Annotated in this window: 20 protein-coding genes and 1 pseudogene; 15 read left to right on the top strand and 6 right to left on the bottom strand. The window is 72.2% G+C overall.

What is annotated here, in order from left to right; genetic code table 11:
* Positions 1–1,410 carry a DUF2252 domain-containing protein gene (locus ACFY3C_RS19505; protein ID WP_390771618.1) on the bottom strand — a complete coding sequence of 470 codons (1,410 nt, stop codon included), beginning with the start codon at positions 1,408–1,410 and terminating at the stop codon, positions 1–3.
* A 250-nt stretch (positions 1,411–1,660) separates the two neighbouring features.
* Between ACFY3C_RS19505 and ACFY3C_RS19500 the strand changes: the two genes are divergently transcribed.
* From ACFY3C_RS19500 to ACFY3C_RS19475, 6 genes are all read left to right on the top strand, one after another.
* Positions 1,661–2,305 (top strand): HdeD family acid-resistance protein, encoded by a 645-nt coding sequence (locus tag ACFY3C_RS19500; RefSeq protein ID WP_390771617.1) that lies wholly within the window; start codon positions 1,661–1,663, stop codon positions 2,303–2,305.
* Between the two features lie 157 nt (positions 2,306–2,462).
* Entirely contained in the window at positions 2,463–2,930 is a 468-nt protein-coding gene (locus ACFY3C_RS19495; RefSeq protein ID WP_390771616.1) for an SHOCT domain-containing protein, read from the top strand.
* A gap of 33 nt (positions 2,931–2,963) precedes the next feature.
* A complete protein-coding gene (locus ACFY3C_RS19490) occupies positions 2,964–3,416 on the top strand; it encodes a hypothetical protein (RefSeq protein WP_390771615.1) in 453 nt (150 codons plus the stop codon).
* Between the two features lie 337 nt (positions 3,417–3,753).
* Positions 3,754–4,203, top strand: coding sequence for an MFS transporter (locus ACFY3C_RS19485; protein WP_390771750.1), 450 nt, complete (start codon positions 3,754–3,756; stop codon positions 4,201–4,203).
* 107 nt (positions 4,204–4,310) lie between these two features.
* The gene (locus ACFY3C_RS19480; protein WP_390771614.1) at positions 4,311–4,877 is read left to right on the top strand and encodes an MFS transporter; all 567 of its coding nucleotides are present in this window, start codon (positions 4,311–4,313) and stop codon (positions 4,875–4,877) included.
* A 199-nt stretch (positions 4,878–5,076) separates the two neighbouring features.
* Complete coding sequence (locus tag ACFY3C_RS19475; protein ID WP_390771613.1) at positions 5,077–5,952, top strand: methylenetetrahydrofolate reductase; 876 nt, start codon at positions 5,077–5,079, stop codon at positions 5,950–5,952.
* A 138-nt stretch (positions 5,953–6,090) separates the two neighbouring features.
* Here ACFY3C_RS19475 and ACFY3C_RS19470 read toward each other — a convergent pair whose 3' ends face one another.
* A complete protein-coding gene (locus ACFY3C_RS19470; protein WP_390771612.1) occupies positions 6,091–7,800 on the bottom strand; it encodes a hypothetical protein in 1,710 nt (569 codons plus the stop codon).
* Positions 7,801–7,916: 116 nt separating this feature from the next.
* Between ACFY3C_RS19470 and ACFY3C_RS19465 the strand changes: the two genes are divergently transcribed.
* The 5 genes from ACFY3C_RS19465 (at position 7,917) to ACFY3C_RS19445 (ending at position 15,563) form a co-directional block, all read left to right on the top strand.
* Entirely contained in the window at positions 7,917–9,650 is a 1,734-nt protein-coding gene (locus ACFY3C_RS19465; protein ID WP_390771611.1) for an FHA domain-containing protein, read from the top strand.
* Positions 9,647–11,194, top strand: coding sequence for a serine/threonine-protein kinase (locus tag ACFY3C_RS19460; protein WP_386576112.1), 1,548 nt, complete (start codon positions 9,647–9,649; stop codon positions 11,192–11,194). The genes ACFY3C_RS19465 and ACFY3C_RS19460 overlap by 4 nt, the downstream gene beginning before the upstream one ends.
* A gap of 32 nt (positions 11,195–11,226) precedes the next feature.
* A complete protein-coding gene (locus ACFY3C_RS19455; RefSeq protein ID WP_390771610.1) occupies positions 11,227–13,416 on the top strand; it encodes a hypothetical protein in 2,190 nt (729 codons plus the stop codon).
* A 136-nt stretch (positions 13,417–13,552) separates the two neighbouring features.
* Positions 13,553–15,040 carry an AlkA N-terminal domain-containing protein gene (locus ACFY3C_RS19450; protein ID WP_390771609.1) on the top strand — a complete coding sequence of 496 codons (1,488 nt, stop codon included), beginning with the start codon at positions 13,553–13,555 and terminating at the stop codon, positions 15,038–15,040.
* Positions 15,041–15,071: 31 nt separating this feature from the next.
* Positions 15,072–15,563, top strand: a complete 492-nt coding sequence (locus ACFY3C_RS19445; protein WP_390771749.1) for a methylated-DNA--[protein]-cysteine S-methyltransferase — start codon at positions 15,072–15,074, stop codon at positions 15,561–15,563.
* Positions 15,564–15,869: 306 nt separating this feature from the next.
* Here the strand turns inward: ACFY3C_RS19445 and ACFY3C_RS19440 are convergent, their stop codons facing one another.
* The gene (locus ACFY3C_RS19440) at positions 15,870–16,589 is read right to left on the bottom strand and encodes an NAD-dependent deacetylase (protein WP_386576105.1); all 720 of its coding nucleotides are present in this window, start codon (positions 16,587–16,589) and stop codon (positions 15,870–15,872) included.
* Between the two features lie 185 nt (positions 16,590–16,774).
* Here ACFY3C_RS19440 and ACFY3C_RS19435 point away from each other — a divergent pair, with 185 nt between their 5' ends.
* Together ACFY3C_RS19435 and ACFY3C_RS19430 are read left to right on the top strand one after the other, a co-directional pair.
* Positions 16,775–17,383 (top strand): DUF1326 domain-containing protein, encoded by a 609-nt coding sequence (locus ACFY3C_RS19435; RefSeq protein WP_390771608.1) that lies wholly within the window; start codon positions 16,775–16,777, stop codon positions 17,381–17,383.
* A gap of 2 nt (positions 17,384–17,385) precedes the next feature.
* On the top strand, positions 17,386–18,144 hold the full coding sequence (locus tag ACFY3C_RS19430; protein ID WP_390771607.1) for a DUF2182 domain-containing protein: 759 nt from the start codon (positions 17,386–17,388) through the stop codon (positions 18,142–18,144).
* Positions 18,145–18,176: 32 nt separating this feature from the next.
* On the opposite strand, the gene ACFY3C_RS19425 is transcribed toward ACFY3C_RS19430, so the two are convergent.
* A complete protein-coding gene (locus ACFY3C_RS19425) occupies positions 18,177–19,271 on the bottom strand; it encodes a M48 family metallopeptidase (protein WP_390771606.1) in 1,095 nt (364 codons plus the stop codon).
* A gap of 199 nt (positions 19,272–19,470) precedes the next feature.
* On the opposite strand from ACFY3C_RS19425, the pseudogene ACFY3C_RS19420 reads away from it, so the two are divergent.
* Positions 19,471–19,598 (top strand): annotated as a pseudogene (locus tag ACFY3C_RS19420) (IS5/IS1182 family transposase); the annotation flags it as partial.
* Here the strand turns inward: ACFY3C_RS19420 and ACFY3C_RS19415 are convergent.
* Together ACFY3C_RS19415 and ACFY3C_RS19410 are read right to left on the bottom strand one after the other, a co-directional pair.
* The gene (locus ACFY3C_RS19415) at positions 19,569–19,919 is read right to left on the bottom strand and encodes a hypothetical protein (protein ID WP_390771605.1); all 351 of its coding nucleotides are present in this window, start codon (positions 19,917–19,919) and stop codon (positions 19,569–19,571) included. The pseudogene ACFY3C_RS19420 and the gene ACFY3C_RS19415 sit on opposite strands and share 30 nt — an antisense overlap.
* Before the next feature lie 105 nt (positions 19,920–20,024).
* A complete protein-coding gene (locus tag ACFY3C_RS19410) occupies positions 20,025–20,486 on the bottom strand; it encodes a MarR family winged helix-turn-helix transcriptional regulator (protein WP_390771604.1) in 462 nt (153 codons plus the stop codon).
* 135 nt (positions 20,487–20,621) lie between these two features.
* Between ACFY3C_RS19410 and gap the strand changes: the two genes are divergently transcribed.
* A complete protein-coding gene (gap, locus tag ACFY3C_RS19405) occupies positions 20,622–21,626 on the top strand; it encodes a type I glyceraldehyde-3-phosphate dehydrogenase (RefSeq protein ID WP_390771603.1) in 1,005 nt (334 codons plus the stop codon).
* Positions 21,627–21,735 lie beyond the last annotated feature (109 nt).

Genomic DNA, 21,735 nt, shown 5'->3' with positions numbered 1-21,735 from the left:
TCACAGCACCGCCGCCTTGATCCGGCCCGAACGCGCCGCCTCGCCCAGGGCCGCGAAGTCCCGCTCGTTCTGGTCCGCGTACGCCTGCGCGAAACCGGTCAGCGCACGGTCGAAGCGGTCGTTGCCGCCCAGGTACGCGGCGATGGCGACGGGATCTCCGGAGCGGGCGTGGGCCCGGGCCAGGGAGGCCCCGCACACCCGGCCGAACAGGTTCAGCAGGGGCGGGTCCATGGTGTCCGGCCGGGCGATGCCCTTCCAGTCGCGCAGCTGGCGCACGTAGAAGTCCCGGCCGCGTCCGTCGAAGCCCAGCACATGCGTCCAGCCCAGGAAGATGTCGCTGGTGGTCTGGATGAGCCGCTGCCCGGTCACCACTCTGCGGCCCTGGTTGTCGTACCGCTCGCCGCCCGTGTGCGCCGCGAGCACCGACTCCTGCGCCTCCTTGGCCTGCAGCAGCAGGGGATCGTCGTCGTCCCGGCCGAGCAGCAGCAGGATCCAGCACCGGGTGCCGACGCTGCCGACGCCCACCACCTTCCGGGCCAGGTCCACCAGCCGGTAGTGACGCAGCAGGTGCCGCCGGTCCGAGGGCAGGGTGCGCGCGTAGTCCTCCAGCAGCGTCTGCAGCTCCTTGTCCTCGTTCTGCTGGGCGGCCGGGTCCTGCAGATCCCGCAGCGGGATGATCAGCGGCGGGTCCGGGGTGATCCGCCGGCCCTCGGGCGTGCGCCGGGTGAGCTTGGCGAAGGCCTCCATCGAGGTGCGGGTACGGGCGCGCGCGGTCGCCTCGGCCGTACGGCGCCTGCCCTCCTTGTCCATCGCGGAGGCCAGCAGCGCGCGCAACTGGTCGGCGTCGTCCTGGGCGTACCAGATGTCCAGCGTGCGCATGCCGGCGAACTCCCGCATCCGCTCCCGGTAGGCCCCCACGCACGTGCGCACCGCGTCGTCCTGCTGTCTGGCCGGGAAGCCGTTGGCGCGGGCCGCGATGACGAAGCTGGCCGCCAGCCGCTTGACGTCCCACTCGAACGGCCCCGGAAAGGTCTCGTCGAAGTCGTTGATGTCGAAGACCAGATGGCGCTCCGGCGAGGCCAGCAGCCGGAAGTTCAGCAGATGGGCGTCTCCGCACAGCTGCACCTGGAGCCCGGTGTCGGGCAGCGGGCCGAGGTCCGTCGCCATCACCGCGGCCGCGCCCCGGTAGAAACGGAACGGGGATTCGAGCATGCGGCCGTAGCGGATCGGCACCAACTCGGGCACCCGGGTGGCCGACTGACGCTCCAGCACATCGATCACGTCGGGCCGGTCCGGCGCGGGCTCGAACACGTCGTGGCCCGAACGCGGGGCGCGGGTACGGGCGTCGCGGCCGTAGGCCGCTCGGTCGGCCAGTGACGAGGAGCCGGTGAAGGCGCTCGATGCGGTCATGATCCACTCTCCGGTTCCGGCGGCCGACCGGCCGTCCGCTCCCGGATCCGGCTGCCGCGGGGGCGGCAGGACCGCGAACGGCCCGCCCGCCCGTGCACCCACCCCACCGCCGCGGCCCGGCGGAGGGATCACCCGTGGTGGGTGACCCGGCACACCGGCCCCGCGCGGCACCCTGTTCCGGTGAGGGGTTGCGCACGCCGCCCCCGCCGGCGGTCCGGAGGCGACCCGTTCGATCGCGCGAGGAGGAGCCATGACCGAGTCGCGTGGTCCGGTACCGACCGGACCGCCGCACCCGTCCGACGGGACGACCGCCGGCCCCAACGACGCCATGACGGCGCTCGCCGGGTCGTGGACCTGGATGCTGGGGTCGGCCGTCGTGACGTTCGTACCAGGCGTGCTGATCCTCGTCTGGCCGGACGAGACGCTGCACGTCCTGGCCGTTCTCATCGGCCTCTACCTACTGCTCGCCGGAGCGTTCCGGTTCGTCATGGCCTTCGCCCGCGAGGAACACGGCGAACGGTTCGCCGGAGTGCTGATCGCGGTGCTCTTCGTCCTGGCGGGCGTGCTCGCTCTGCGCAACCCGCTGCAGACCATCACCGCGCTGTCGCTGATCGTCGGGCTCGCCTGGCTGGCATCCGGCATCGTGACCCTCTACACCGCGATCTCGGCCAAGGACCTCCCGCACCGCGGCGCCCTGCTGGCCGCGGCGGTGCTCGGCATCGTCGCCGGGATCGTGGTGCTGGCCCTGCCCACCGAGTCGGCGCGGGTGCTGACCCGGCTGCTCGGCCTGTGGCTCGTGCTGCTGGGCCTGGCCGAGGCGTGGGTCGCCTTCTCGTGGCGGTCCGCGCTGCGCCGGAGCGGCGTGCTGCAGGGCACTTCGGACCGGGCGGAGTGAGCGGGCCGGGCCTCCCGCCCGCCGTCCTCACCCGCCACGATCACCCGCCTCGGGTGAGGACCATCCCGCCTCGCCGTGTGCACGCTGACAACGGCAGAGACCGGCCTGAGAGCTTCAGGAGCTCTTGCGGGCCGGTGCCCCGGACGGAGGAGAGAGCATGAGCGCGACGAACTACCTCGCGTACGACTATCCGTTGCTGAGCGCCTTCTGGACCATGCTGTGGTTCTTCCTGTGGATCCTGTGGTTCATCCTGCTGTTCCGGGTCATCGTCGACGTCTTCCGTGACGACGACATGGGCGGCTGGGCCAAGGCCGGCTGGCTGATCTTCGTGGTCGTGGTGCCCTTCCTGGGCGTCCTCGTCTACGTGATCGCCCGCGGCAAGGGCATGGGGAAGCGGGAGATCGCGCAGGCGCGCGCACAGCAGGCGGCCTTCGACTCCTACGTCCGGGAGACCGCGAAGGGCGGCGCCCCGACCAGCAGCGTCGACGAACTGGCCAAGCTCTCCGAGATCCGGGCCCGCGGCGACATCACCGAGGACGAGTACCGCAGGGCCAAGGAGCTGGTTCTCAGCGGCGCCGGACCGGCGCAGCGCCCCGGCTCCACCCCCACCACGTCCGGACACTGAGCACCACCCACGAGAACGAATCGAGGCAGCCGCATGGCCGCGACACACCCCACACGTCCCAGCCGCACCACACGTGCAGCAGGCCAGCGCACCGCCAAGCAGGCGTGGGCGGGCGGCCTGACGGCCTTCGCGGGCGTCATGCTCCTGCTCGCCGGACTGCTCGGTGTGTTCCGGGGCATCATGGCGATCGCCCACGACAACGTCTTCGTCACGACGCCCAACTACGTCTTCAAGTTCGACCTCACCAGCTGGGGCTGGATCCACCTGGTCCTCGGCGCGCTCGCCGTGGTCGTCAGCTTCGGCCTGGTCCGGCCGGCACCCTGGGCACGCGTCGCCGGCGTGGGCATCGCCGGGCTGGTCATCATCGCCAACTTCCTGTCCCTGCCCTACTACCCGGTCTGGTCGGTCGTGATGATCGCGATGTCCGGGTTCATCATCTGGGCCCTGTGCGTCGTCCAGGGGGAAGAGACCACCATGAGCCCCTAGGGCACCGACCCGTTCGCAGGCGAACCCGCAGCAGCACCCGGCCGTAGGAGAACTCATGGACCGGTGTCCGCCCATCGCCGACCACGGCATGGACGGCGACCTCCAGACAGCGGCCCTGGTGTCGTCCGGCGGGAACGTCGACGGGTGCACTCCCCGCTTCGACTAGCCCAGTGTGTCCGCCGCGCTCCTCGACAGTGAGCGCGGCGGACACCGCCGTCCGGCGGCGAGGCTCGAACCCACGGGCGGGGGCACCGGAGATGGCTGACCGGACAGAGCCGACGAAGGCGCCGCCGGAGCAGCGGCTTGTCCTGGCCGCGCCGGCCCTCGCCCAGTTCATCTGCAGCTTCGCTCCATCCTCGAGGGAGTCGGCACCGCCCTGCTCATCCCGCCGGTCTACATCCTCACCACGCTGCTGTACCCCGACCTGACGTCCCGCGCCCGGGCGTTCGGGATCATCATGGCGCTGGGCGGCATCGGGGCCGCGGCGGGACCGCTGATCGGCGGGCTCATCACGACCGGCATCAGCTGGCGCGCGGCCTTCGTGTTCCAGGCGCTGGTCATCGCGGTGATCGTCTGGCTGAGCCGCGGTATCGAGGACCCCCTGCCCCCGGACCCGACCCGCTCCTTCGACACCGGCGGAGCGGTCCTGTCCGCGACCGGCCTGGTCCTGGTCGTCATGGGCATCCTGGCGGCGGACAACAACATCTGGCTGCTGATCGCCCTGATCGCCCTGATCGCCCTGATCGTCCTCGGCGTCCTCGTCCTCGGCTGGTCCTTCCGCTCGTAGCGGGCCAAGGAACAGGCCGGCCGGGAGCCGCTGCTCTCGCTCTCCCTGTTCCGCAACCGCACTCCAACCTCGGGCTGGTCACCCAGAACGTGCAGTGGCTGCTGCTCATGGGAACGTCCTTCACGGTGGCCGCCTACCTCCAGGTCGTCCGCGGCTACGACGCCATCCAGACCGGAGTCGTCTTCACGGCGGCCACGCTCGGCCTGCTCATGTCGTCGCTGTCCGCCGAGGGCCTGGCGCGACGGCGGTCCCAGCGGACGCTGATCACGACCGGCTTCAGGGGCTCCGTCGCGGGTGTGGCGGTGCTGGTCGGCCCGGTCGGCAGCACCTCCACGGCCTGGGCCTTCGTCCCCGGGCTCCTCCTGATCGGGCTCGGCCTGGGCGTGATGCCGACCCCGTCGGTGAACGTGGTCCAGTCGGCCTTCCCGGAGGCACAGCAGGGCGAGATCTCCGGCCTGTCCCGCAGCGTGTCCAACCTCGGCTCGTCCTTCGGCACGGCGATCGCCGGCACCATCCTGGTCGCCGGCCTCAGCAAGGGCGCGTACGCCGCCGCGATGATCACGCCGGCGGTGATCGGCCTGGGCGGCCTGGCCGCGGCGGCCCTCCTCCCACGGGCACCGGGCGGCCCGACGCCCCACGGCACACCTGCCACGGCACCGGGCACGCACGCCTAGGGACGGACGACGGCGTGGAGCCTCGCGTCGCCGACGTGAGACGTGAGACGTGAGACGTGAGCCAGAAGACACTTCCCAGCCCCTCTCCCGGGTGCTCTGCCCGCGGGTGCGCGTGGCATCATCGGCCCAGGTAAGGACCGAAGCCGTACGTAGCCGATGACGGGCGTGCGCGGTCGCCGGCAGCCGTACGAGGAGCACGATGAACCCCACCGCCACCGTCCCGCCCGCGGTGGGCACCTCGCTGCTGGACGACTTCTCCCTGGAGATGACCGGCAAGGATGTGCCGAAGCTGGAGGAGGCGCGCGACAGCATCCCCCGGGGCACGCGGATCAACGTCACCTTCCTCGCCGGCGAGGACCCGGACATGCGGCTGGCGGCCGCCCGCGCCGTCAAACGGCTCGGCTTCGTCCCCGTCCCGCACATCTCCGCCCGCCGGCTGCCCTCCCGGCGGCACCTGGAGGAGTTCCTGGCCGGCCTGGCGGCGGACGGCACCGCCGAGAACGTCTTCGTCGTCGGCGGCGACCCCGCCCGCCCCGAGGGCCCGTACGAGGACGCCCTCGCCGTCATCCGCACCGGGCTGCTCGAACGCCACGGCGTACGGCACGTCGGCATCAGCGGCTACCCGGAGGGCCACCCGGCGATCACCGAGCACACCCTCTGGTCGGCGCTCGGCGACAAGAGCGCCGTGCTCGGGGCACAGCGGATCGCGGGCGACGTCATCACCCAGTTCGGCTTCGACGCCGACCGGGTGCTCGGCTGGGTGGCGGACGTCCGCGCCCGGGGCGTCGCCCTGCCCGTCCGCATCGGCGTCCCCGGCCCGGCCGGCGTGCGCCGGCTGGTGACCTACGCCACCCGCTTCGGCGTCGGCACCAGCGCCTCCATCGCCCGCAAGTACGGCTTCTCGCTGACCAACCTCATGGGCACGGCCGGCCCCGACCGCTTCCTGCACGCGCTCGCCCAGGGGTACGACCCCGCACGGCACGGCGAGGTGAAGGTGCACTTCTACACCTTCGGCGGCCTGCGCACCACGGCGGAGTGGATTGCCCGCTTCCGGCGGGGAGACCGGGAGGTCTGACAGGTGGACGGCCTTCCGCTTCCGTTCGATATCTCGACGGCATGCCGGTGGGTCGGTGGCCAATTCTGATCGGTGGGCGCGTGGCCCGGCCGGACGCCCGGGACCCGCCTACCGCCCTGCTTGTTGCTCTTGCGCTGGTCATGCCAGAGCTCTATAACGTCTCCAGCAGGTATCGGCGGGGATGGCCGGAAATGGCAGTTGCCGCCGGCCAGGGGGGATCCTCGGCTCCGCCGCGATCGGCATCAGTGCCCGCAGACCGACGGAGACCGAACCATGACCGACGACGCCTATCGTGCTGCCCTGACCCGCCTGGCCGTGGACCCGGCCTTCCGCGCCGAACTCGACGGCGACACCGACGAGGTGGCGCGAAGACTCGACCTGTCGCCCGCGCAGGTCACCGAACTCCGCTCCCTCCGCGTCGAGTCCGGAACCGACGGGGGACCGGCCGCACTCGACCCCCGGCTGTCCAAGTCGTCCCTGTTCTTCGGCGGCGGGGCGCATGCGCTGGCACACCACGACGTCCCGGCCGATCACGCCGTATCGACCGATCACGTCTCCGGGGCCACGCACGACGTCTCCACGACCCACGCCGTCCCGGCGGACCAGATCTCCGGCGATCACGATGCCGGTGGCCCGGCCTCCGCCGGCCACTCGTCGGAGCTGCCGGATCCCGCCGCGGGTCAGGAGGGCGTCGGCGGCGTCGACGTGGCGTCGACCGGCCCCCACAGCCTGCTCGGCGGCCCACTGCTTGACCGGTCGCCCGCTGAACTGGCAGGCGGGCCGGGCGAGTTCGGCAACTTCGGTGACTTCGGAGGCTTCGGCGACCACGGGAACGAGGGGATTGGCGCGGACCTCGGCGGGCAGGCCGGCGGGGGTGCCGAAGGGGGCTTCGGTGACTTCGGCGCCGGGGGTGACGGCGGGTTCGGCGGAGCCGAGGGAGGCTTCGGCGGCTTCGGCGGCGGTGCCGACGGCGGCTTCGGTGACGGGGGTCCGGGCGCCGGCGGCTTCGGCGACGGTGGGTTCGGTGGCGCGGACGGTGGCTTCGGCGACGGCGGTCTGGGCACCGGCGGCTTCGGTGACGGCGGCTTCGGCCATGGCGGCTTCGGGAATGGTGGGTTCGGTGACGGCGGCCTCGGTGGTGGCGGCGTCGGTGACGGTGGGTTCGGCGACCTCGGTGGCCATGGCGGCTTCGGCGGTGCCGGTGGGGACGGCGGCTTCGGCGGTGTAGGCGGTGAAGGCGGCGGGGACGCCGGTCACTTCGGTCACGGAGGCATCTACGACCGCGACGGCGGCGATGGCGGCGGTGACAGCGGCGGCGGCGGTGGTGAGGGTGGTGGTGACCCGGAGAACACCAATCGTCCTAGTGGCGGTGGTGGCCATGGTGGTGGTGAGGGCGGTGACAGCGGCGGTGGCGGTGGTGAGGGTGGTGGCGATCCGGAGAACACCAACCGTCCCAGTGGCGGTGGTGGCCATGGCGGCGGTGGTGAAGGTGGCGGCGGCGGTGGTGAGGGTGGTGGCGATCCGGAGAACACCAACCGTCCCAGTGGCGGTGGTGGCCATGGCGGCGGTGGTGAAGGTGGCGGCGGCGGTGAGGGCGGTGGCGATCCGGAGAACACCAACCGTCCCAGTGGCGGTGGTGGCCATGGCGGCGGTGACAGTGGCGGCGACGGAAACGGCGGAAGCAGCCAGGAGAACATCGGTCGGCGTCCCGGCGGTGTCGGTGAGCCCGGCGGTGGTAACCGCATCATCGTCCAGGGCGGCCTGCCCTCGGGCGAGGGCGGCAGCGGTGATCACATCATCGTCCAGGGCGGCCTGACCGCCTCCGGCCTTGGAAACGCCGCCACGCACCTGCCGGACTCCGGCCCAGCCGCGGAAGGCGGCGCAGGCTTCGACGGCGGAACGTTCGCCAGCGGTTCCGGCGGGGGCTGAGCCACCGCATGCTCTGCCATGTCTGCCGCGTCCACGTGCGACGCGACTTCCCGTACTGCCTGCACTGCGGCACCCCGCGCCGGGGTGCCGCGCCGACGTCGTACGCCGCGCCCCAGTTGCGCGGCCTCGACGACCCCACGCTGCTCGTCCCGCTGACCGGCCCGGTCACCACGCTGGGCCGCGGCGAGGACAACGACGTGGTCCTGGCCGACGGCAGCGTCTCGCGCCGCCACGCCCGTGTCGTCCGCACCGCCGAGGGTTTCCGGATCGAGGATCTGGACTCCTTCAACGGCACCGCCGTCGCCGGCGTCGACCTGCACGGCGGCGCGGCCCGGCTCGCCGACGGCACCGAGTTGTCCGTGGGCGACGTACGCCTGGTGTTCGAGCAGCCCCGCGACGCCCGGATCGGCTCCCGCACGATGGTCGTCGGCACCCAGCTGACCCAACTGCCCACCGCCGGACAGGAGGACGCCCCGGAGGCGGGCGGCCCGCTCACCGCGCGCCCGCGCCGCCGTTCCGGCTGGGCCCTCAAGCAGATCCCCACCGAACGCGGCGCACCCCGCTGGGTGCTCAGCTCCACCCGTACCGGCCGCTATCTGGAACTGGACGAGCGCCAGGTCTTCCTGTGGCACGCCGTCGACGGCGAGAACACCGTACGGGACCTGCTGTTCGCCTACGCCGAGCGCTACGGCGAACTCGCCCTGCCCCGCATCGAGTCCGCGCTGGCCGCGTTCGCGGACGCCGGCCTCCTGCGTGGTCTGCCCGGCCGGCCGGAGCAGGAGCGGCCGAAGGGCTGGCGCCGGGCGGCGCGCGCGGTGTACCGGGCGCTGCTCAAGCTGGAGGTGTCCGTTCCCGGCCTCGACGGGCTGGTGACCCGGCTCTACCAGGGCTTCGGCTGGCGGCTGTTCACCCGCACCGGGGTGCTGCTCGCCTGGCTGTCGATGGCCGGCGGCCTGGTCGCGTTCTTCGCCGCCCAGGGCCGGCACCACCTGCTGGACTTCGACGGGGCGGGCGTGTGGGGCCCGGTCCTGCTGGCCGCCGGGTACATCACCGCGCTGCTCGTGCACGAACTGACGCACGCGCTGGCCGTGAAGTCGTACGGGCGCAAGGTCCGGCGCGGCGGGTTCCTGCTGATGATGGGCATGCCGTTCGCGTTCGTGGACACCAGCGACATGTGGTTCGGCTCCCGCTGGTCCCGGGTCGTCGTGGCCCTGTCCGGGCCGCTGTCCACGGCGGCGCTGGCCGGCTGGTGCGCCACGGGCGCGGCCCTGCTGCCCGCCGGACCCGCCTCGGCCGTCCTCTACCACCTGGCCTTCGGCCTCTACCTGAACACCCTCTACAACTTCAACCCGCTGATGCCGCTGGACGGTTACCAGGCGCTGACCGACGCGCTGCGGGTGCCCCGGCTGCGCGAGGAGGCGAGCGCCTACTTCCGTACCGGCCTGTGGCGCGACCTGCGCGCGGGCAACCGGCCGGGGCCCCGCCAGGCGGGCATGGCCGCCTACGGCCTCGCGGTCGTCGTGGGCACCTACGGCTTCCTCGCCCTCGCCCTGCTGGCCTGGCGCTCCCGGATCGGCGACCTGCTGGAAGGCCGGCTGGCCGAGCCGTGGACCACGGTGATCGAGGCGGCCGTCGTCGCCCTGGTCGCCTTCCCGGTGTGGGCCGCCCCCGTGCGCTGGGTGCTGCGCCGGGTGCGCCGCCGGCCGGACGCCGAGGACGACGTACCGCAGGGCACCCGGACCGCCGCGCCCGTCGAGGGGACGGCATGACCGACGACGCCGGCTGGGCCGTACCCGGCTACGAGACCGTCCGCACGCTCGGCGAGGGAGCCGGAGGCCGGGTCGTCCTCGCCCGGCACACCGCGACCGGCGTGCCCGTCGCGGTCAAGTACCTGGGCGAACGTCTGCGCACGGACCGCGAGTTCCTGGCCAGGTTCCGGGCCGAGGCCCGGCTGCTCGGTGAGCTGCGGCACCCGTGCGTGGTGCGGCTGTACGAGTACGTCGAGGCACGCGCCGGTGCCGCGATCGTGATGGAGGCGGTGGACGGCGTCAGCCTGCGCCACCTGCTGCGCCGGCACGGGGCGACCGGCCCCGAGGCCGCGCTCGTCCTGCTCAAGGGCTCCCTGCTCGGGCTGGGCGCGGCCCACACCGCCGGGGTGGTGCACCGCGACTACAAGCCGGAGAACGTCCTGGTGCGCGCCGACGGCACCAGCGCGCTGGCCGACTTCGGCATCGCGGTGCGCAGCGGCCGGGAGACCGAGGCCGCCGGCACGCCCGCCTACATGGCGCCCGAGCAGTGGGACGGCGAGCCGGCCGGCCCGGCCGCCGACGTCTACGCGGCCTCCGTGGTGTTCTTCGAGTGCCTGACCGGACGGCGCCCGTTCCCCGCCGACGACCTGATGGCCCTGCGCCTGCAGCACCTGCGCGCACCGGCCCCGCTGGACGACGTGCCCGCACCGGTGCGGGGGCTGCTGCGCGCGGGCCTGGCGAAGGACCCGGCGGACCGGCCCGGCGTCGAGGCCTTCCTCGCCGACCTGGAACGGGCCGCCACCGAGGGATACGGCGCGGGCTGGGAGGAGCGCGGCCGCCGTCGGCTCGCCGAACTCGCCGCGCTGCTCGCCCTGTTGTTCCCGTTCACCACGACCGCGACGCTCGACGGCTCGGCCACCGCACTCACCCTGCTGGGCCGGTTGAAGCGCGGCGGATGGAAGGTGGCGACCGGCGGGGTGGCCGCGCTGGCGGTCGTCGCGGGCGGAGCGACGTATGCGACGGGCCGCCCGCACGAGACGTCGACGACGGTGGCGAGTTCGACCCCCACACCACTCAACTCGCCCACAAAACCCAGTACCTCCCCGTTCCCTTCCTCGTCCACTTCGCCGAGCAGCCTCCCGCCCACGGCCGACACCACCCCCTCGGCCAGCCCGTCGTCCTCGCCCACACCATCCACGGACACGACCGCACCGGCCGGGACCCCGACCACCGCGGCTCCCAGCGCGGCCACGCCCGGCGACATCACCATCACCATCGGCTCATGGCAGCGCGGGCAGAAACCGGGCACGCTCGTCGCGTCCGTGACCGTCGAGACGACGGGTACCGGACCGCTGACCGTCACCGCGAACTACTACGTCGACACCCCCGCCGACCCGTACGGCTCCCAGTCCCAGCCCCTGTCCGGGAGCACCTGGTACGACCTGACCTTCGAGGCGGACTTCTCCAACCACCCGTGCCGGGGGACCTGGGACGTCACGCTCAGCAGCGACCCGGCGGCCGCCAACGGCCCCCAGACGGCCTCCCTGGACGCACCGCCGTGCTGAACTCCGCCCGACGAGAACGGATACGGATCGACATGACGACAGCCACCACAGTGGCCGGCCGGCCCCTGTCCGGCTGGTCACGGGACACACGCTTCGGCACCTGGCACGTCTTGCTCCCGGATGCTTCCGGCGATCCGGTGCTTGGGGCGCTGCGCATCGACCCGGCCCTGTTCGAACCGCACGGCACCCGCGAACGTCTGGCGGCCACGGTGCTCGCAACGGCGAAGCTCCGGCTGCCCGGGCTGCTCGGCACGGTCGACCTCGTGGCCGAGGCCGGCGAGGTGTGGCTGCTCACGGCCCGCCCACCGGCCCCCGCGCTCGCCGACGTCCTGTCCGCCGACGGCCCCCGCGCGGACGCGGGCAGCGTGGCGAGCATCCTCAACGAGACCGCACAGACCCTGCTGGCCCTGCACACGGCAGGCCTCGCCCACGGCTCCCTCGGCCCGGAGACCGTGGTCCTCACACCGGACGGCGTGGCCCTGCTGTCCGAGGCGGGACTGAGCGCAGTACTGGGCGACGCGCCGCACACCGAACCCCTGGCGGCGGACAGGGGTGGCGCAGCGGTCGTGCCCTTGTCGGGTGATCTTCAGCGCCCGGTCCGGGCGGACACGGGCGCGGCGGTCGTTCCCCTGCCGGGCGATCTTCAGCGCCCGGACCGGGCGGACACCGACGCGGTGGTCGTGCCCCTGCCGGGCGGCGTCCTTCCGCACCCGGACCGCCGGGCAGCCGACACCGCGGCCTGGGCCGGCCTGGCCCGCACCCTCGGCGCCGCCTGGACGCAGGCCGGAACCCCCGCGGCGGCGCTCTTCGCCCACTGCGCCACCATCGCCGAGTCCGAGGGTCTTGCGGCGGCCCGGGCCGCGCTCGTGGCCGGGCGCGCGGCACTCCCGGCGGACTTCCTGCGTCGTACGGCACTGCGCGCGGCGGCAGCAGCATCGACTCCGCGGTTCGCCGCACCGGCCGCACCACCGCCACCCCCGACTCCAGCGGCTCCTGAGAGCCCGGCCCCACCGGAGGACCGTCACCCGGCGCCGAAGCTCACGACGCCCCCCGCTCCACGCCCGGCAGCCGGAGAGCCCACTGCCCCCACATCAGACACGACAGCCCCGGACCAGCGAGCCACGGCACCTCACCCCTCGGCAGCGGCCGGGCGTCTCACCGCCGCAGCAGCCGCCGACCAATTGGCTGCTTCGGCAGTCGCCGAGCAACTCACCGCTTCGGCAGCCGCCAGGCACCTCACCGCCCCAGCCGCCACCGACCAGCTCACCACCTTGGCAGCCGCCGACCAGCTCACCCCTTCGGGGGCCGCCGAGCATCTCACCGCCGCAGCAGCGGCCGAGCAACTCGCCACGTCGGCGCTTGCCGAGCAACTGGCCACCTCGGCACCCACCGACCAGTTCACTACGTCAGCCGCCACCGACCAGCTCACCGCCCCAGCCGCCGCCGACCAGCTCACCCCTTCGGCAGTCGCCGAGCATCTCACCGCCGCAGTAGCGGCCGAGCAACTGGCCACGTCGGCACCCACCGACCAGCTCATCGCCTCAGCAGCGGCCAAGAAGCTCTCTACGCCAGCCGCCGCCGACCAGCTCACCACCCCCGGCCGCGCCCACCGCTCCACCACCCCCGACACCCAAGCCACCACCCCCGACACTCAGGCCACCGTCCTAGGCGAGCGCCACCGTGTCACCTCGCCCCCGGTACCCGTCGGGGAGGACTCCGGCGAGATCCTGCTCCGTTTCGGACCCGGGGTGCCTGCCGACGAGCAGGACGTGCTGCGAGCCCGGTGGCGTACCGAAGCCGCCGTACCCGCGCGGCAGCGCCCGCGGCGAAGACGCCGGGGCTGGGTCATCAGCACCGGAGTCGTGGCGATCGCCGCCGTCCTGCTCTGGCTCCTGCTGCGCCCGACCCCCGCCCCCGCGGTCGTCGCCGTCCGGGTCCAGGCACCCGCAGGGACGCTGCACTGCGGTCAGACGGCCGACCTGGTCGGTGTCGTCACCACCGACGGACAGGGCGGACCCGTCACGTACCGATGGCTGCGCGGGGACGGCCAGGACTCGGGCGAGCTGGTCCGCGTCGCCCATCGAGGTGAGCGCCGGTTCCGGGTGCACCTGCGCTGGACGGTCCGCGGTTCCGGCCGCTTCCAGGGCACCGCCCGGCTGCGGATCGCGCACCAGCGGACCCCGATGGAGGCCAAGGCGAGCTTCACCTACGTCTGTCCCTGAGGCCCCTGAAGCCTCCGGACGCCAGGCCTGCCGTGGCGAGGGACGGCCAGGGCACGCCGTCGGATCCCTGGCCGGCCCCAGGTACGTGTCGGATTTTCGCCAGCGGACGCGCCCCGCGCTGGTCGATCCTGGACGCATGCAGACAGGGACGCACATCGACCGGGAGCACTGCGTGCGCGCCGTGCAGTCCAAGGACGCGCGGTTCGACGGGTGGTTCTTCACGGCCGTCCTGACCACCCGCATCTACTGCCGGCCCAGCTGCCCGGCCGTCCCGCCCAAGCCGGAGAACATGACCTTCTACCCGAGCGCGGCCGCCTGCCAGCAGGCCGGGTTCCGGGCCTGCAAGCGCTGCCGTCCCGACACCAGCCCCGGCTCCCCGGAGTGGAACCAGCGCGCCGACCTGGTGGCCCGGGCCATGCGGCTGATCGCCGACGGGGTGGTGGACCGCGAGGGAGTCCCCGGGCTCGCCGCCCGCCTCGGCTACAGCACCCGGCAGGTGGAGCGGCAGCTGCTCGCCGAGCTGGGCGCCGGCCCCCTCGCGCTGGCCCGTGCCCAGCGCGCCCAGACCGCCCGGATCCTCGTGGAGACGACCCCGCTGCCCATGGCGGACATCGCCTTCGCGGCCGGCTTCTCCTCCATCCGCACCTTCAACGACACCGTCCGCGAGGTCTTCGCCCTGTCCCCGAGCGAGCTGCGCACCCGGGCGCCGAAGGGCCGGACCAATGCCCCGGGCACCCCAGGGACCCTCGCGCTGCGGCTGCCGTTCCGGGCACCGCTCAACCCCGACAACCTCTTCGGCCACCTGGCCGCCACGGCCGTACCGGGCGTGGAGGAGTGGCGGGACGGCGCGTACCGGCGCACGCTGCGGCTGCCGTACGGACACGGAATCGTCGCCCTCACCCCGAAGCCCGACCACATCGCCTGCCGCCTCACGCTCAGCGACCTGCGTGATCTGACCGTGGCCGGCAGCCGCTGCCGGCGCATGCTCGACCTGGACGCCGACCCGGTGGCGGTCGACGACCACCTGCGCACGGACCCGTTCCTCGCGCCCCTGGTCGACAAGGCGCCGGGCCGCCGGGTGCCGCGCACGGTCGACGAGGCCGAGTTCGCCGTCCGGGCCGTGCTCGGGCAGCAGGTCTCCACGGCGGCCGCCCGTACCCATGCGGCCCGCCTGGTCGCCGCCCACGGCAAGCCGCTGGACGATCCCGAGGGCGGGCTCACCCACCTCTTCCCGTCCCCCGAGGCGCTGGCCGCCGTGGACCCGGAGACCCTGGCCATGCCCCGTACCCGGCGCACCACCTTCACCACCCTCGTCCGTCAACTGGCCGACGGCACACTCCACCTGGGTGTGGAGTCCGACTGGGCAGAAGCCCGCGCACGCCTGCTCGACCTGCCCGGCTTCGGTCCCTGGACGGTCGACGTCATCGCCATGCGCGCCCTCGGCGACCCCGACGCCTTCCTCGCCACCGACCTGGGAATCCGGCGCGCCGCGGGGGAGTTGGGCCTGCCCGCCACTCCGGCCGCGCTCACCGCCCGCGCCGAGGCCTGGCGCCCCTGGCGGGCCTACGCGGTCCAGTACCTGTGGGCGACCGACAGCCACCCGATCAATTTCCTGCCCGTGTAAGGATCTCCGCGAGATGAGCGACATGAGCGACATGAGCGAGACGAAACGGCACACCGTCGTCGACAGCCCCTACGGCCCCCTCACCCTCGTCGCCGACGACGGCGTCCTGTGCGGCCTGTACATGACCGACCAGCGCCACCGCCCGCCGGAGGAGACCTTCGGCAGCCTCGACGACACCCCCTTCGCGGACGCCGAGAAGCAGCTGGCTGCCTACTTCGCGGGCGAGTTGACCGAGTTCACTCTCGAACTCCGTCTGAACGGAACCCCGTTCCAGCGCAGCGTGTGGGACCAGCTGACCCGCATCCCGTACGGCGAGACCCGCTCCTACGGCGAACTCGCCGAGGCCCTCGGCAACCCCGGGGCGTCTCGCGCGGTCGGCCTCGCCAACGGCAAGAACCCGATCGGCATCATCGTGCCCTGCCACCGCGTCATCGGAGCGGGCGGCGACCTCACCGGCTACGGCGGCGGCCTGGACCGCAAGCGCCGCCTGCTGGACTTCGAGCGGGGGACGGCCCTGTTCTAGCTGTCACCCGGTCCAGCCGGAGATGCCGCCCAGCGGGCTGCAGTTGTTCGGGCGGGCAAGTCGTGGCCAGGTCGTCGCTTTCGGATCGCCGCGCGGGCCCCACACGCTGGACACCCGCAACATTCCGCGCACGTTGGATCCACGCGGCAATACCGGCGAACAACCGCTCCATCTCCGGAGTGGCAGGACCGTTGGGCAACTTGCCCTTGTCGGCAGGCTGCCGGAACACGGTCCCCTCACCCCATATGAACCACGTCTCGGGCTCGTCGTCCGACATCCCGTCCCATTCCTCGTGGCGTTCCGGCTCTACAGGGTGCGCAGCAGTACGGGCAGCGCGGTGCCGATGGGTTCGCGGATCACCTCGTCGGCGACTTCGTCGTACGGTGTCGGCTCGGCGTTGACGATGACGAGCCGTGCCCCGTGGTCGGCGGCGATGCCGGCGAGTCCGGCGGCGGGCTGCACCTGGAGACTGGTTCCGACGGCGATGAACACGGTGCAGGCCTTGGCGATGGAGAGTGCCTCCCCGAGGACGACGGGGTCCAGCCTCTGGCCGAACATGACGGTCGCCGACTTGAGGATCCCGCCGCACTCCAGGCAGGGCGGGTCCTCCTCCCCGGCCTCCACCCGGGCCAGCGCGTCCTCCATCGACCCACGGACGTGACACTTCGTGCACACAACGCCGCGCGCAGTGCCGTGCAGCTCCAGCACCTTGCGGGCGGGCATCCCGGCGAGCTGGTGCAGCCCGTCCACGTTCTGCGTGATCACCCGCACCGGGATCCCGGACTTCTCCAGCTCGGCAACGGCGAGGTGCGCGGCGTTCGGCTCGGCCTTCAGGGTCCGGTTCTTGCGCCGCATCTGCCAAGAGCGTCGGCGGATCTCCGGGTCGCGCATGTAGTACTCGTACGTCACGAGCTTCTCGGCTTCCGGATCCCGCCGCCACAAACCGTTGGGACCGCGGTAATCAGGGATGCCGGAGTCAGTGGAGATGCCGGCACCACTGAGGATGGCGACGAGTGGCCTGCTCATGCGCCGAGAGTAGAACGCCTGCCTGGTCGGAGCGAGTGGATATCGGGTGGCTCCTCGGACGACCGTCGACTGCGCCGCCTGCCCCCGTGCCGCGTGGAACAGCCTGGAAACAGCTACTTCGGGGTGGGGCAGACCCTCCCGAGGTATTCAGAACGTCGAGGGGGGACGTGAAACAGGGAGGAAGCATGCCCTGGAATCTGAGCGGTACATACCTGGAGAGCTGCAACTGCGACGTGGTGTGCCCCTGCACCACCTCGGGCCTCACCGCACCGGGCGACCACGAGCGTTGCCAGGTGACCTTGGCGTTCCACGTGGGCAGCGGGAGCGTGGACGACGTGGACGTCTCCGACCACAGCGTCGCCGTCTTCATCGACGCACCCCAGGTGATGGCCGAGGGCGGCTGGCAGGTCGCGCTCTACGTCGACGCTTCGGCCGACGAGAGTCAGGCGGAGGCGCTGGGCAAGGTCTTCTCCGGCCAGGCCGGTGGGCCGACGGCGGCGCTCACTCCGCTCATCGGCGAGGTCCTCGGCGTGGAGCGCGCCCCCATCGACTACCGCGACGACGGCCGCCGCCACGCCGCGCGGGTGGGCGACGTCATCGACATCGAGATCGAGGACCAGGTCGCCCCGCAGTTCGGCGAGGACGGTCCGGTGATGGGCCTGACCGGCATGTTCCACCCTGCGAACAGCACGCTGACGGTCGCCCGGTCCACCCGGGCGACGGGCGACGGCGTGTACGGCCGGTCCTGGGACTTCACCGGCGGCAACGGACACTCGGCCCCCTTCACGTGGTGAGCATGACCGATGGGCCGGTCACCGGCCGCCGCTGGGCGCGCCCTGCCGGGCTTGTGCTGGTCGCTGCGGCCATCGCGTGGATCTGGGTGGTGACGCGCTGGGGAGGTATGCAGGCGACGGCCGGCACCATGGGCCTTGGGCTGCCCGCTTTTCTGGTCGTGTGGACGCTGATGATGGCCGCGATGATGCTGCCCTCAACGGCGCCCGTCGCTGGGCTGTATGCGCGCACCATCACGGTGCACCGGTCGAGGCGCATGCTCGTTTTCACTGTCGCCTACCTGCTCGTCTGGGCCGCGGCCGGGCTGCCGGCGTACACGCTGGCCGTGGGCCTGGGCCGGGCGGCGACCCTCCCCGCGGCGGCAGGGACCGCAGTGGCCGCGGCCGTGTTCGCCGTCGGTGGCGTCTACCAGCTCACGCCCCTCAAAGACCGCTGTCTGGCGAGGTGCCGCTCGCCGATCGGGCTGATGCTTCGCTACGCCTCGTACCCAGGGCCCTCTCGCGATCTGCGTGCCGGAGCCCACCACGGTGCCTTCTGCCTGGGCTGCTGCTGGTCGCTCATGCTGCTGTTGTCGGCGTTCGGTCTGATGAACCTGTGGGCCATGGTGGCACTGGCCGCCGTGATCACCGCTGAGAAGCTCGCTCCGGCCGGCCGCATGGTGGCCCGTGTGGTGGGCATCGCCTCGATCGCTCTGGCAGTCGCCGTCTTCTGGGTCCCGGCGCTGGCTCCGGGGCTCACCGACGGCGGTATGGCCGGTATGTGAAGAGTGCTGCGCCTGCGCTACGTCACCCTCGTTCAGTGTGTCAGTGGGACGCAATCACGCATGACCTTGCGGGCCAGCGCCTGTTTGGGAAGGCGGAGTTCGTCTTCGATGCGGCTTCGGTCGGGCTCGTCGAGCGTGATCGTCGCGCTGCGTGTCGGGGCATGGGCCAGTCGTGCCATGCGCAGGGTTTCGGACGGGAAGCCGGCAGCGCCGACCACGGTCCCCATGCCCTCGAAGTCGGTGTCCTCGTCACGGCCCCGCTGTTCGCGCAGGCTCTCGGCATAGCGGGCGGCCTTGTCCCAGAGTTCCTCCTGTGCGGCTGTCGTGGAACGGTGGCCCGTGAGCGTCCGGGTCTCGATGGCCAGGCGATGCACTTCCATGCCGACCGCGGCCGCCAGGCGCCGGTCCTGCAATGCGGCGATGGCTGCCTCGGTGGAAGCCGTACGAGCGGCCACGTCGTCCGCATCGAACTCCGCACGGCGTGTGACCGGCAGGGTGAGCCACAGCAGCAGGTGGGCCGTCGCGGTCGCCGCCGCCCTCGGGAGCCACAGCACCCACTCACCCGTCCGGGTCCGGGCGTTGAAGCGCGCTGCGCCCCCTTCCACTTTGCCCGCGTTCCAGGAAAGAGCAGAGACACTCGACGTGATGGATGCGTTGTTTCTGGCTCGCATCGTCAGGGCTGCAGTGTTGAGAGACTCGAGTGCGGTACCGACAAATGCGTTGCGTCGAAGATCGTGACCAGCGAGGTGCCCCAGAGCGTGGGCAACGGCGGCAATCGGCTGCTGGGCGGGGTGGGCGGCCCAGAGCGGGAGACCGAGGACAAGGCACCGCTTGCGGCGTACACCGTAGTGGGTGACGGTCACGGAGAATTCCGGACCGAGCTGGACCGCGTCGAAGCGTCGCACCCCGGCTGCGTCCGCCATGCGGTCCAACAGATCGAACAGGACGGGGGCGTCCGCGTGCCGCAGCGTGGGCAGTTCAGCATCCAACCTGCCGGGACGCGGGCGCAGCGGAAGAGCCAGGCCCAGCAATACCAAGCCCAGCATTGGCTGAATGACCGTGCGGAACCCGAGCACGATCAGCAGCACGCCGCCGATGAACAGTCCCGCCGTCACGAGATGGACCATGGCGGCGACGGCGTACGCGGCGACAGTCGCACACCTGACCAGGGCAGGGCTTTCGGGTGGAGTCTGTCGGGCACTGTCCACGGGTCCCCCTTCGGCGATGAGCGCTCGGTGTCGCTCAGACGTGCGTCGAGCTGACCAGTACGGCGGCCGACCGGCAAGCCGTCTGAGCAAGATCTGAGCTGTGCCCCGAACACCCCACCACGACGTCACCCAGCTGCTGCCGCTGCCGGACGCGGTCCCGCCCATCAGGGGCCTACGGGGGTGCCGCGTCGCAAGCCCCGGCGCCTGTACGCCCCCTCAGCCGAGCCAAGCCCACCGCACCCCCGCCACCACCCCCAGCGCCAGCGCCGGCGTCATCCAGCCCCACCCCGCCAACCGCCGTACAGACGGCAGCAGTCGCAGGGCCGGTACCGCGGCGGCGGCCGTGAGCGTCAGGACGCAGGACAGCTCGATCGCGGCGTACGCCTGGTCGTCCCAGGGGCCCGACGGGCGGATGGTCAGCGCGGTCCAGCAGAAGAGCGCGGCGGTGAGGGTGAGCAGGGTCAGGGGCACGGCGAGGACCAGGCGGACGCAGCCGCGGTCGTCGTCCGGGTGGGCGGGGTGGGGCATCGGTGTGGCGCGTTCCTTGCGGGCGGTGGAGTGGACCATTTCGGTGCGGGGCTCCGGATGCTAGCGTCCCGCATGGCCCGGGTGGCCGTCGTACAAGTACCGCCAAGTACCGCCGGAACGGGAACGACCGACGCGTGCCTCGTCCTACTGCCGTGCTCGCATTCCGAGTTCGGCCAGGTGGGCGAGAACGGGGAGGGCCGCGGCGATCGTGTGCTGCTCCTCGGGCGTCAACTCGCCGATCAGGGGCCGTAGATGACGGGCCCGGTCCTTGTGCCGGGCCTGGCCGATCTTCCGGCCCTCCTCGGTGATGTGCACGAGGACGGCACGGCCGTCGGTCGGGTCGGGGCGGCGTTCCACGAGTCCGTCCCGTTCCAGCCGGGTCACCAGCTGGGTGATGCCCGGCTGGCTCAACTGCTCCGTCCTGACCAGGTCCGTCAGCCGTGTCGGACCCCTGAAGGCCAGCGTGTCCAGCACCGACAGCGTCGTGAACGACAGCTTCTGCACGGAGGCGAGCCGGATGTAGAAGCGGTTGAAGTTCTCGATCGCCCTGGTGAGGTCGTCGACGTCCAAGTCGGCTTCGTGGCTGGTGTTCTGAGGAGAGGTCACCCTGGAAATGTATCCCATGCTTATATAAGGTCGTGATGCACCACGTCCCCGCCCCGCGGTGATGTGTGGTCCGGCATCGCACCTCGGCGCAACGGCGCGTCAACCACCCAGCAGCGCAAGGTGAGGGACACATCTATGACTGTGCGCATCGGCATCAACGGTTTTGGACGCATCGGCCGCAACGTCTTCCGCGCGATGGCCGCGCGCGGCTCGGAGTTGGAGATCGTCGCCGTCAACGACCTCGGTGACGTCGACACCATGGCCCATCTGCTGGCCTACGACTCGATCCTGGGCCGCTTCCCGGAAGAGATCGCCGCCGAACCGGGCGCGATCCGGGTGGGCAGCCGGACGATCAAGGTGCTGGCCGAGCGGGACCCGGGCGCCCTGCCCTGGGGCGACCTCGGCGTGGACATCGTGATCGAGTCCACCGGCATCTTCACCGACGCCGCCCGGGCGCGCGCCCACGTCGACGGCGGTGCGAAGAAGGTCATCATCGCGGCCCCGGCCAGCGGTGAGGACATCACGGTCGTGCTCGGAGTCAACGAGGACGCCTATGACCCGGAGCGCCACACGATCATCTCCAACGCCTCCTGCACCACCAACTGCCTCGCCGTGCTGGCCAAGGTGCTGCACGAGAGCGTCGGCATCGAGGCGGGCATGATGACCACCGTCCACGCCTACACCCAGGACCAGAACCTCCAGGACGCCCCGCACAAGGACCTGCGCCGTGCGCGCGCCGCAGGCCTGAACATCGTGCCGACCTCCAGCGGCGCCGCCAAGGCCATCGGCCTGGTGCTGCCCGAACTGGCCGGCCGCCTAGACGCGTTCGCCCTGCGCGTGCCCGTGCCCACCGGCTCGGTCACCGACCTGACGGTGACCCCGAGCCGGCGCACCTCCGTGGCCGAGGTGAAGGAGGCGTACGCGGCGGCCGCGGCCGGTGCCTACAAGGGCCTGCTGTCGTACACCGAGGCGCCCCTCGTCAGCACCGACATCGTGGGCGACCCCGCCTCCTGCGTCTTCGACGCCGAACTGACCCGCGTCACCGACCAGCAGGTCAAGGTGGTCGGCTGGTACGACAACGAGTGGGGTTATTCGAACCGTCTCATCGACCTCGCCCTGCTGGTCGGCGCCACCCTCTGACGCGTCGGCCGGCCACCGACGCCACCGCCGTCGTCGGCCTCCCGCGTGCCGGGCGGGACACGTCTCACGCCCCTTCGGACCATGCCACCAGGCCATGTCACAAGGACGG

Source organism: Streptomyces sp. NPDC001410 (assembly GCF_042895235.1).
GTDB lineage: Bacteria > Actinomycetota > Actinomycetes > Streptomycetales > Streptomycetaceae > Streptomyces.
The sequence above is the reverse complement of the archived record's forward strand: the minus strand, read 5'-3'. Positions and strand labels throughout refer to the sequence as shown.